A 10402-nucleotide genomic window follows, 5' to 3' on the forward strand; every position below is an offset into this window, starting at 1 on the left:
TTTGCGGAGGCTCCAACCTTTGAGAGAATGGAGCCCTTATGAGCAAGCAGAACAAGTTTTCCCCGGAAGTCCGTGACCGCGCCGTGCGTCTGGTACAAGAGCATCGTGGCGAGTATCCATCGCTGTGGGCGGCCGTCGAGTCCATAGCGCCGAAGATCGGCTGCGTGCCGGCCACGCTGTTGGAATGGGTCAAGCGCAGCGAGATCGACAGCGACATGCGTGATGGCATGAGCACCAGTGAACGAGAGCGCATGAAGGCTCTGGAACGCGAGGTCAAAGAACTGCGCCGGGCCAACGAGATCCTGAAGTCGGCCAGTGCTTTTTTCGCCCAGGCGGCGCTCGACCGCGAACTGAAGAAGTAAACGCCTATATCGACCGGCACCGGGACGTCTACGGGGTCGAGCCGATCTGCAAGGTGTTGCAGGTTGCCCCATCGGCGTATCGGCGTCATGCCGCCCGCCAACGATGCCCGGAGCTGCGCAGTGCGCGCAGCCAGCGCGACGAGGGTTTGATGGCTGAGATTCGGCGTGTCTGGCAAGCCAACATGCAAGTCTACGGCGTACGCAAGGTATGGCACCAGTTGCAGCGCGAAGGCATTGCCGTGGCCCGCTGCACGGTTGAGCGCCTGATGCGTCACCTGGGTCTGCAGGGCGTGCGCCGAGGCAAGCGGGTGCGCACCACCATTGCCGACGGTTCGCAGGCATGCCCACTGGATCGCGTCAATCGCCACTTCCATGCCGACAGGCCCAATCAGTTATGGGTCTCGGACTTCACCTACGTGTCGACCTGGCAAGGCTGGCTATATGTGGCCTTCGTCATCGACGTGTTTGCCCGGCGCATCGTCGGCTGGCGCGTGAGCAACACCATGAGTACAGACTTCGTGCTCGATGCTCTGGAGCAGGCTCTGTATGACCGGCGTCCCGCCGAGTCCCTGATTCACCATTCTGATCGAGGATCGCAATACGTGTCCATCCGCTATACCGAACGCCTGGCCGAGGCAGGCATCGAGCCGTCCGTGGGCAGCCGTGGCGACAGTTACGACAATGCCCTGGCTGAAACCATTAACGGGCTGTACAAGGCCGAACTGATTCATCGCCGAGCGCCCTGGAAAACCAGGGCTGCCGTGGAATTGGCCACGTTGGAGTGGGTCGCCTGGTACAACCATCAGCGCCTGCTCGGGTCCATCGGGTATATTCCTCCTGCGCAGGCTGAAGAACGCTATCTCCGTACCAACTCTGACTCTGTGCCGATGAACGCTGTACTTTAACCAAACAGCCTCCTCGATTCCCGGGGCAATTCATGTTGAGGGTGTCGATCAGGTAAGAGACGGTCGCGTTCATTAGCGATGGACCGATCTGGCATGAGGTCGAACGCCATGGCCTACACCCCAGCTAGGACGGGGGCAATGCCAAGGGAGGCGGCCTGACGCGCCATTTGCTCCACTTTGGTCGGACGGCCGCGGCGAGGCTTCTTCTTGCTGGGATGGCTCGGGTCGGCCAGGAGTTGTTGGTCAATGAACTCGGCAACGTCTACGAGCCGGAAAACACGCTTACGGCCGATCTTGAAGGATGGGATTCGATAACGACCTTGGGAAACCAGATTGCGAATGGTCTGCGGCTGTTCGCTGGTGATCTGGCTGACCTGCTCGACAGTCAGAGTCGGGGGGTAGCTCTTGCTAAGGAAGTCAAGCGTGTTGACGGGGAAAACGGCCATTTCCGCACCTCAGGCGTAAAGGGCAGTCGTCCTGGAGGACGACGCCAATACGCGAGTTGCGGTGAGGCTCTGTAAGGCGTTGGAGGAAACAGCACTTCCTGGCAACGCCCGCAAGACTGGGCCTGATTTCGGGAGCCTAAGGGTGGTCTGTCGCGTCACCGACAGGGTTCAGTAGAGTCACTCGCATGCCCCTACACCCTGAAGCTCTTTGCCGGACGCTACCCCGGCGCTGTGTCGCATGTTCACTTTTGCCGTTCCCTTATCTCACCTTTGGGGTGGCTCAACTGCCGCGTTAGCGTCCAGTGATCCCTGAGCGGTTGAATACGCGGCAGATTTGCTTTCTTGGGACACCCACTATAAATACTCTAGGTAGCAGGGCGAAAAATTCGCCTGTCCGGAAAGCGCCAGGACACAACACCATCCTGGCCTCCCACTCATTCTGGATCACATTCGAGGCCGACAACCTCGAAGATATCGAGCCGAAGCTCAATGTCCCGGATCATAAGTCACTCTACCGTTAATAGCCAAGTATCATGAGGGTTGCGCAGAATGAGCAGCAGGACACTACATGGAATCAGGCACGAGGCCCGGTAATGCACGGGTCCAGCGCTTTCATTTGAATGCGACGGGTCGCGACTTTGCGGTCGGTGATATCCATGGCCATTTCGGTCGGCTCGATGCCGCACTGACCGCCGCTGAGTTTTCACCCGACCATGACCGATTGTTCGCCGTCGGGGACCTTGTTGATCGCGGGCCAGAGTCCGCCGATGTATTAGCGTGGCTGGAGCGCCCGTGGTTTCATGCCATTTGTGGGAATCACGATCTCATGACCTGGCGGCGGGCGATGAACAACCCGGTTCCCCAGGTCGATCATCGCCTCCATGGTGGTGAGTGGTTGGATGCATGCGATAGCGATACCCAAGCACGTATCGGTGCGTGCTTGAACGCCTTGCCGTTGGCAATTGAGGTCGAAACGCCGGGCGGTGTTGTCGGTCTGGTACATGCCGACTTTCCTTATGACGACTGGCAAGCTATCCACGGCGCTACCTTCAGTCCAGAGGACGAGGATGCATGCCTGTGGTCCATAGACCGATATCGACTGCAATATGCCCAGCCTGTTCGCAATGTTCGGGCGGTTGTCCATGGCCATATGACGCTGCGCAAGCCAGCACAGCTCGGCAATGTCTACTACATTGACACGGGTGGGTGGGATAGCGGCAAGTTCACGCTACTGGACTTGCACACGCTCAAGCCTTGGCACAGTCGCCGCTGAGAGCTGTTCAAAGGCTGCTGTTTGGCTAATAGGGGAAGGGGCTGGGTTTGTCCCAAATTTGTCCCACTCGCGGGTCAATTTTTTCGGTATTTGGGCGCATAAGCTGATCTCCCATCAGCTACCGAAAATCACCGGGCGGACCTTGTGTCGTGGCGACGGCATCAGCTGATAAGCCAATAAAATCAAGCCTGTAAAAACAAAAAAGCCTTGGAACACGTTGTGTTTCCAAGGCTTTTTCATCTGGAATTTTGGTGGAGCGGAGGAGGATCGAACTCCCGACCTTCGCATTGCGAACGCGACGCTCTCCCAGCTGAGCTACCGCCCCAAAATCAGAAGACCGCAACTATACATGAAATCCGGATGCGTGTGCAACTGGACTCGAATTTTTTTCTACGCGAACTGCAGCGTTGCGACGACGGGGGCGTGGTCGGAGGGTTGTTCGTTGCGGCGGGGGTCTTTGTCGATGACGCAGGCGATGCAGCGCTTGGCCAGGGGCTCGGAGAGCAGGACGTGGTCGATGCGCAGGCCGGCGTTGCGGCGGAACGCGAATTGGCGGTAGTCCCACCAGCTGAAGGATTTCTCGGGCTGCTCGAAGAGGCGGAAGGAGTCGGTCAGGCCGAGATCGAGCAGGGCGCGGAAGGCGTGGCGCTCGGGCTCGGAGACGAGCACCTGGCCTTCCCATTTTTCGGGGTTGTGCACGTCTTCGTCGGCGGGAGCGACGTTGTAGTCGCCCAGCACGGCCAGGCGCGGGTGCTGTTCGAGTTCGCTGGCGAGCCAGTCGCGCATGGCCTGGAACCATTCGAGCTTGTAGGCGTACTTGTCGGAGCCGATGGCTTGGCCGTTGGGACAGTAGGCGCAGACCACGCGCAGGTCGCCGTCGGGGCTGGGCAGGGTGAGGGCGAGCACGCGCTGCTGCGGGTCTTCGAAGCCGGGGATGTTGCGCACCATGGCCTGGCCCGGCTCGCGCGACAGGATCGCCACGCCGTTATAGGTTTTCTGGCCCGCCCACACGGCGTGGTAGCCGGCTTCGGTGAACGCCGCCTGGGGGAACTTGTCGTCGGGAAGCTTGAGCTCCTGGACGCAGAGCACGTCCACCGGGTTCGCGTCGAGCCAGGCGAGCACCTGGGGCAGGCGTACGTTGAGGGAGTTGACGTTCCAGGTGGCTAACTTCATGGTTTCGGCAGATCGTTATGGAGGCGCGGGCCCGCGGACGGCCCGGCGGTGGTTCTTATGGTGCCATGGCGGGCTTGCCGTGGCGGACGATGGCACATGATACCGTGGCCCCGCGCAGGGGCGAGGCGCGCCGCCGCTGCGTCCCCAGGAACGGCGCGCCGCCGCCGCGAATGCCGTGAAATCCGCCCGGTTACATGTTTTTCCGCAAGCGCGCCGGGCGGGGAGTCAAATATCGCTTGACTCGTCCGGTCCCGGGCCTCATAGTGCCCGCAGATCTTCAAGAGTAGCGATTCCGTTCGGTTGTGTGCGAATTGCAGAGTGCGCCATCATTGTCCATATCCTTCCTTGATCGTCTCGTTCCGGACACGTGTCCGTCTTTCATCAAGGAATATCCATGCAAACAGGCATCGTAAAGTGGTTCAACGCTGACAAGGGTTTTGGTTTCATTACCCCTGAAGATGGCGGCAAAGATCTTTTCGCCCATTTCTCCGAAATCCAGGGCAACGGCTACAAAGAGCTGCGCGAAAACCAGCGCGTGAGCTACATCGCCGGCCAGGGCGCCAAGGGCCCCCAAGCCACCAAGATCACGCCGCTGTAAATATCGGCGGCTTACCCGGCTGCCGCGCCATGCGGCAGCCCATGCAGACAAGCCCTCGCAAGAGGGCTTGTTTGTTTCCGCGCCGGGAAACGGCGGCGGGGCGGCGATGCCGCCGTTAGTGATACTCCCTATTGTTGAGGAATCTGGCCGGCGTATTTTGGCGTTTCCAAATAAGGCCTGGTTTTTGCGCAGGAGGGGCGGTGGCGGGGGAGCGCGCCGTTACCCGAGGGGAGCGCCATGTCAATGGAAATACGCAGGCTCGACGATGTGCTTGCCCGTTCGGATACGGGCGAGCTGTTTCGCATCGAGCGGTTCCGGGTGGGACGCCGCACCCAGGAGGGCGTCGTGCCCGACTATGTGTTTCGCCTGACCTCCGGGGAGCGGCTGACGCGGGAATCCGACCGCATCTACCGCCGCGCGGGCGGGGAAAGGCTGGTCGAGCTGGAGCGGCGGCAAGTGCCTGGATGACGCGTGCGGCGTGTGGCGCCGGCGCGAATTTCATGCGCGGGGGCCGATTCTCGCTGTAGGATGCGCAATCCGGCCGCATGGCGGCCGCGGCGCGCATTGGGCGGCGGAGGACTCGCGGATTGAAGGGCACGCGCATCACCCTGGTCTACCTCATCGTGGCGCTGGCCGTCCTGAGCGCCGGCATTGCGTTTTCCAATGCCTTGTTCGCGGCGTACCGGGCCCAGAAGGAGCTGCTGGTCGCGAGCACGCTGGAGTCGAACCTGGCCTATGCGGAAAAGCTGGCCGAGGTCGTGGACCTCTATATGGAATCCATCGAGCGCCAGTTGACCGTGAGCGCTCGCCGGATCCCCGCCATCATGGATTCGCCCGCGGCGTTGCAGGACGAGGCTGCGCGCGTGGCGCAGCAGTCCGACGGCCTGGCAGGGGTGCTCATCGTGGACCGCGACAACAAGGTGCTGGCCCAGGCCGCCGCGGACCCCTCGCTGCCGCAGGAGCGCTGGGATCTGAGCGGGGCGGATCTGCGCGCGCGCGAGGAGCGCGGCAACGTGACCGCGCCCTATCTGTGCGCGGGGCGCCTGACGGTGGCGGTTACCGAGCCCGTGCGCGACGCGCAGGGCAACTACCTGGGTCTGGTCGCGGGGGCGATCTTCCTGCAGCGCGATACCGAGGTGGACAAGCTGCTGAGCCAGCATTTCCATCGCGACGGCTCATACAGCTACGTCATCGACGCCTCGGGCCAGGTTTTGTACCGGCAGGAGAGCGAGCGCGGCGAACTGCGCGCGCGCAACCATACCGTGGTGCGCGCGCTCAAGGAAGGCGGGGGCGCCGAGGGCAGGGTGGTGCGGGCCGATGGCGAGGACATGCTGGCCGCCTACGCGCCCATGAGGCATGGCGGCTGGGGCATCGTGGTGCAGCGGCCGCTGTCCGTGACGCTGCGCGGCCTGATGTGGACCATATTTCTCTATTCCATCCCGGCGGCGCTGGTGTGCATTGTGCTCATCGCGCTGATGGGGTATGGCATCGCCAAGCCGCTTTCGACGCTGGCGCGAGCGGTGCGCGAGCTCGATTGCGGGCGGGGCGAGCCCATCTTGCGGTCGGTGCGCGCCTGGTATTTCGAGGCGGACCAGTTGCGCCAGGCGGTGCGCGCCACCCTGGAGCAGCATCAGCGCCGGATCGGCGAGCTGAACGCCGAGACGCTGACCGATCCCATGACCGGGCTGCTTAACCGCCGGGGTCTGGCCCATGCCCTGGAACGGGCAAGCGGGCGGGCCTTCGCGGTGCTGGCGCTGGACCTGGACCATTTCAAGCGGGTCAACGATACCTACGGCCATGCCGCCGGCGACCGCGTGCTGGTCGAGCTGGCCACGATCATGCGCGCCCAGGTGCGGCGCGAGGATGCGCCTTGCCGGATCGGCGGCGAGGAATTCCTGGTGGTGATGCCGGGCGCGACGGCCAAGGCGGCGCTCGCCGTGGCCGAGCGCATCCGCGCGGCCACGGCCAAGCGCGAGATGCCGGGCGGAGTGGGCCGCATCACGATTTCGATCGGCGTGGCCCGCTGTCCGGACGATGCGCCCGATGCGGAAACGGCGCTGGAGCGCGCCGACCAGGCGCTCTACCGGGCCAAGAGGGGCGGCCGCAACCGCGTGGTGGCGTGGTCGGTGTCCGACACGGACGCGAAGCTCGGCGCGGCGCCGGCCCGCCATACGCCGCCGGATTCCGCCCCCTGACGGGGCGCAGGGGAAGCAGGAGCTTCGGCGCCGTTGCGCGCTTCGCGCGGCGGAACAGGCGTCAGGTTTCGGAGCCGCTGTTGAGCATGCGGCTGCGGGCTTTTTCGATGTGGGCGCGCATGACGTTGCGCGCGCCCTCCGCGTCCTGGTCGCGGATGAGCCGGTAGATGTGGCGGTGTTCCTCTATGGCGGCTCGGGTGCGCTTCCAGGGCTGGATGTGCACCAGGTGGCGCATGAGGTTCACGGCATGGCTTACGTCGTATTCCAGCGACTTGAGCACCTGCACGAAGCGCTGGTTGCCGGTGGCGGCCGCGATCGCGCGGTGGAAGCCGTAGTCGTGGTGGTGCGCGATGGCGCCGCTGGCGTCGGCTTCTTCGTAGCCGGTCAGCATGCGGTCCATGTCGCGCAGGTCGGCGTCGGTGCGGCGCAGGGCGGCGAGATAGGCGCATTCCGGCTCGATGACGCGGCGCAGTTCCAGCCCTTCCAGGATGTGGCTGACCCGCTTGGCGGGGTCCATGGCGGGCAGGCCGCCCATGAGGTCGGGCTTGGCGCGGACGTAGCTGCCGGAGCCGCGCCGCGATTCCACGAGCTGGTCTTCGCGCAGGCGGTCCAGCGCCTGGCGCACGACCGGGCGCGACACCTCGAAAAGGGCGGCCAGTTCCATTTCGGAGGGCAGCCGGCCGCCGGGGGCGATCTTGCCGGTGGCAATGGCATAGAACAGGCTTTCGTACACGCGTTCGGCGAAGCGTTCGGCGCGCACGTAACCCAGGCCGGAAGCCACTTCGGCCAGCACGTCCAGGTCGGGGCGGGGCCGCGCGGCGTCGTCGGCCGGACCGGCGGCGGCAGGCGTTGCCAGGGAATTCATGGGCGCCGTCCTGCGGGGAGGCTATCGGTCAGGCTGTCAATCATGGTGACAAACGATCGGTGCAAGAAATCGGTACCGGTTTCAGGGTAAACCCGTATTTTTATGCAGATAACGGCGGGGTTCGGGTGTAAAGCTGTTAGTGCAATTGACAAGTCGGAGGGCGCTCCCGTACTTTGTCTGCCAGAACCAGACAGACAAGAACCGGCGCGTTCCGCCGGCCATGCCCGCGCCGTCCGGCCCTGGCATGCGGAGACACTTTCCATTTCCGGCCGCATGGCCGCCACTTTACCCCGCGCATACCGTGAGCCATAAGAACTTTATCGCCAATGAATGGGTGGCTGCCGCCACCGGAGAAACCATCGACGTCCTGAACCCCTCGGACGGCCAGCCCTTTGACGCTATCGCCCGCTCGGGCGAGGAAGACGTGAACCGCGCCGTGCGGGCCGCGCGCGCCGCTTTCGAGGGCGAGTGGGGCCAGATGGCCCCGGCCGCGCGCAGCCGGCTGCTGATGCGCCTGGCTTTCGCGCTGATCGACCGGCAGGAGGAGCTGGCGCAGATCGAGTCCGCCGACACCGGCAAGCCCATCAAGCAGGCCCGCGCCGACGCCGCCGCCGTCGCCCGCTACTTCGAGTTCTACGCCGGCGCGGTAGACAAGCTGCACGGCGAAACCATTCCCTATACGCCGGGCTTTACCGTGCTGACCGTGCGCGAGCCGCATGGCGTCACCGGGCATATCGTGCCCTGGAATTATCCGCTGCAGATCTTCGGCCGCAGCGTGGGCGCGGCCCTGGCGGCGGGCAACGCCTGCGTGGTGAAGCCGGCCGAAGACGCCTGCCTGTCGCTGCTCAAGGTGGCGGAGATCGCCGCCGAGACGGGGCTGCCTCCCGGCGCGCTGAATATCTGCACGGGCTACGGCCACGAAGCCGGCGCGGCCCTGTCCGCCCATCCCGGCATCGACCACATTTCCTTCACCGGCTCGCCCCAGACGGGCAAGCTGGTGGCCCATGCCGCCGCCGAGAACCACGTGCCGGTCACGCTCGAACTGGGCGGGAAGTCGCCCCAGATCGTGTTCGACGACGCGGACCTGGATGCGGCCATGCCGGTGCTGGTGGCCGCCATCATCCAGAACGCGGGCCAGACCTGCTCGGCGGGCAGCCGGGTGCTGGTGCAGCGCGGCGTGTACGAAACCGTCATCAAGCGCCTGTCGGACGCATTCGCCGCCACGGTGACCGGCCCGGCCGCCCAGGACCTGGACGTGGGCCCGCTCATCAACGCGCGCCAGCAGGATCGCGTGCGCGGTTTCCTGTCCGAGGCCGAATCGCAGGGCATGAAGGTGGCCGCGCGCGGCCAATTGAAGGACGGCGCGCCCGCCGGCGGGTTCTACCAGCCGCCGGTGCTGTTCCGCGACGTGCCCTGGCAGAGCCGCCTGGCCCAGGAAGAGGTCTTTGGCCCGGTGCTGGCGGCCATTCCGTTCGACACCGAGGAGCAGGCGCTGGAGATCGCCAACGGCACGCTGTACGGTCTGGTGGCGGGAGTCTGGACGCGCGACGGCGCGCGCCAGTTGCGCCTGGCACGCAAGCTGCGCGCCGGGCAGGTGTTCGTCAACAACTACGGCGCGGGCGGCGGCGTGGAGCTGCCTTTCGGCGGCTCGCGGCAATCGGGCTACGGCCGCGAGAAGGGCTTCGAGGCGCTGTACGGCTTCACCACGCTCAAGACCATCGCGGTGCGCCACTGAACGCGGCGGCGGATCCCCGGACGGCGCGGCCGGCTGGCAAAATATCGGTTACCGTTGATGTTTTGCCTGCGGGGCGCGCCGCCCCGCATTCAGGATCCGTATGTTCACAGGTATTGTTCAAGGCACCGCCGCCATTGCGGGCATCGCCGACCGCGAGGGCCTGCGCACCTTCACGCTGGATTTTCCGCCGGGCTTCTGCGCCGACCTGGCCGTGGGCGCCAGCGTGTCCACCGACGGCGTCTGCCTCACGGTAACTGAAATCCTGGGGCCGGACCGCGCCACTTTCGATGTCATGCTGCAAAGCCTGGCCATCACCACGCTGGGCGCCTACCGGAAAGGCGGCCGCGTCAACGTGGAGCGGGCGGCCAAGGACGGCGCCGAAATCGGCGGCCACCCTTTGTCGGGCCACGTGGATTTCACCTCGCGCGTCCTGGAGGTGGACGCGTCCGACACCAACTGCCGCATGCGCTTCGACATTCCCGAGGCGTTTCGCAAATACGTTTTCGCCAAGGGCTACATCGCCATCAACGGGGCCAGCCTGACCGTGTCCGAGGTGAACCGCGCCGAGGGCTGGTTCGAGGTGTGGCTCATTCCGGAAACCCGGCGCATGACCGTCTTCGAGGACAAGCGGCCGGGCGATCTGGTGAACATCGAAATCGAGCGCGGCACGCAGGTCATGGTGGACACCGTGCGCGAGGCCGTGCAGGAAAGCCTGGGGCGCCTGCAGCCGGTGCTGGAAGCCATCCTGAAGGAAAAGGGGCTGGCGCTGGAAGACTTCGCGAGCCCCCGGCCCAAGGGCTGATTTTTCCGGTTTCCGGACGGCGGCGCGGGCCGCGGCAGTTCGCCGCGG

10 protein-coding genes, 1 tRNA gene and 1 other annotated feature are annotated in these 10402 nt (G+C 64.7%); of the genes, 7 read left to right on the forward strand and 4 right to left on the reverse strand.

The genetic code is table 11. From position 1 onward, the window contains the following. Positions 1-38 precede the first annotated feature (38 nt). Positions 39-1267 (forward strand): IS3 family transposase gene (locus AD428_RS16335; RefSeq protein WP_102964834.1). Its coding sequence is split into 2 segments (ribosomal slippage): positions 39-318 and positions 318-1267, totalling 1230 coding nucleotides; the frame shifts between segments, so codons are not numbered across the junction. Further along, positions 317-433: a sequence feature (AL1L pseudoknot), on the forward strand. Its footprint overlaps the gene before it by 117 nt. Before the next feature lie 113 nt (positions 1268-1380). Here the strand turns inward: AD428_RS16335 and AD428_RS16340 are convergent. After that, positions 1381-1713, reverse strand: a complete 333-nt coding sequence (locus AD428_RS16340; protein WP_053245878.1) for a helix-turn-helix domain-containing protein — start codon at positions 1711-1713, stop codon at positions 1381-1383. 568 nt (positions 1714-2281) lie between these two features. Here AD428_RS16340 and AD428_RS25230 point away from each other — a divergent pair. Continuing rightward, positions 2282-2986, forward strand: a complete 705-nt coding sequence (locus tag AD428_RS25230) for a metallophosphoesterase (RefSeq protein WP_080699424.1) — start codon at positions 2282-2284, stop codon at positions 2984-2986. A gap of 249 nt (positions 2987-3235) precedes the next feature. Here the strand turns inward: AD428_RS25230 and AD428_RS16350 are convergent. Continuing rightward, positions 3236-3311: transfer RNA gene (locus AD428_RS16350), tRNA-Ala, on the reverse strand. 65 nt (positions 3312-3376) lie between these two features. Continuing rightward, the gene (gene xth / locus AD428_RS16355) at positions 3377-4159 is read right to left on the reverse strand and encodes an exodeoxyribonuclease III (protein WP_053245880.1); all 783 of its coding nucleotides are present in this window, start codon (positions 4157-4159) and stop codon (positions 3377-3379) included. Positions 4160-4553: 394 nt separating this feature from the next. Between xth and AD428_RS16360 the strand changes: the two genes are divergently transcribed. The 3 genes from AD428_RS16360 (at position 4554) to AD428_RS16370 (ending at position 6952) form a co-directional block, all read left to right on the forward strand. Beyond that, positions 4554-4757 carry a cold-shock protein gene (locus AD428_RS16360; protein WP_053245881.1) on the forward strand — a complete coding sequence of 68 codons (204 nt, stop codon included), beginning with the start codon at positions 4554-4556 and terminating at the stop codon, positions 4755-4757. Between the two features lie 237 nt (positions 4758-4994). Continuing rightward, positions 4995-5225, forward strand: coding sequence for a hypothetical protein (locus AD428_RS16365; RefSeq protein WP_152968124.1), 231 nt, complete (start codon positions 4995-4997; stop codon positions 5223-5225). Positions 5226-5344: 119 nt separating this feature from the next. Then, a complete protein-coding gene (locus AD428_RS16370) occupies positions 5345-6952 on the forward strand; it encodes a GGDEF domain-containing protein (RefSeq protein WP_082308457.1) in 1608 nt (535 codons plus the stop codon). A gap of 61 nt (positions 6953-7013) precedes the next feature. Here AD428_RS16370 and AD428_RS16375 read toward each other — a convergent pair whose 3' ends face one another. Continuing rightward, a complete protein-coding gene (locus AD428_RS16375; protein ID WP_053245761.1) occupies positions 7014-7817 on the reverse strand; it encodes a FadR/GntR family transcriptional regulator in 804 nt (267 codons plus the stop codon). Positions 7818-8118: 301 nt separating this feature from the next. On the opposite strand from AD428_RS16375, the gene AD428_RS16380 reads away from it, so the two are divergent. Continuing rightward, positions 8119-9552 carry an aldehyde dehydrogenase family protein gene (locus tag AD428_RS16380; RefSeq protein WP_053245760.1) on the forward strand — a complete coding sequence of 478 codons (1434 nt, stop codon included), beginning with the start codon at positions 8119-8121 and terminating at the stop codon, positions 9550-9552. A 100-nt stretch (positions 9553-9652) separates the two neighbouring features. After that, on the forward strand, positions 9653-10354 hold the full coding sequence (locus tag AD428_RS16385) for a riboflavin synthase (protein WP_053245883.1): 702 nt from the start codon (positions 9653-9655) through the stop codon (positions 10352-10354). The last annotated feature ends 48 nt before the right edge of the window (positions 10355-10402 follow it).

It is taken from the genome of Achromobacter sp. DMS1 (assembly GCF_001270295.1).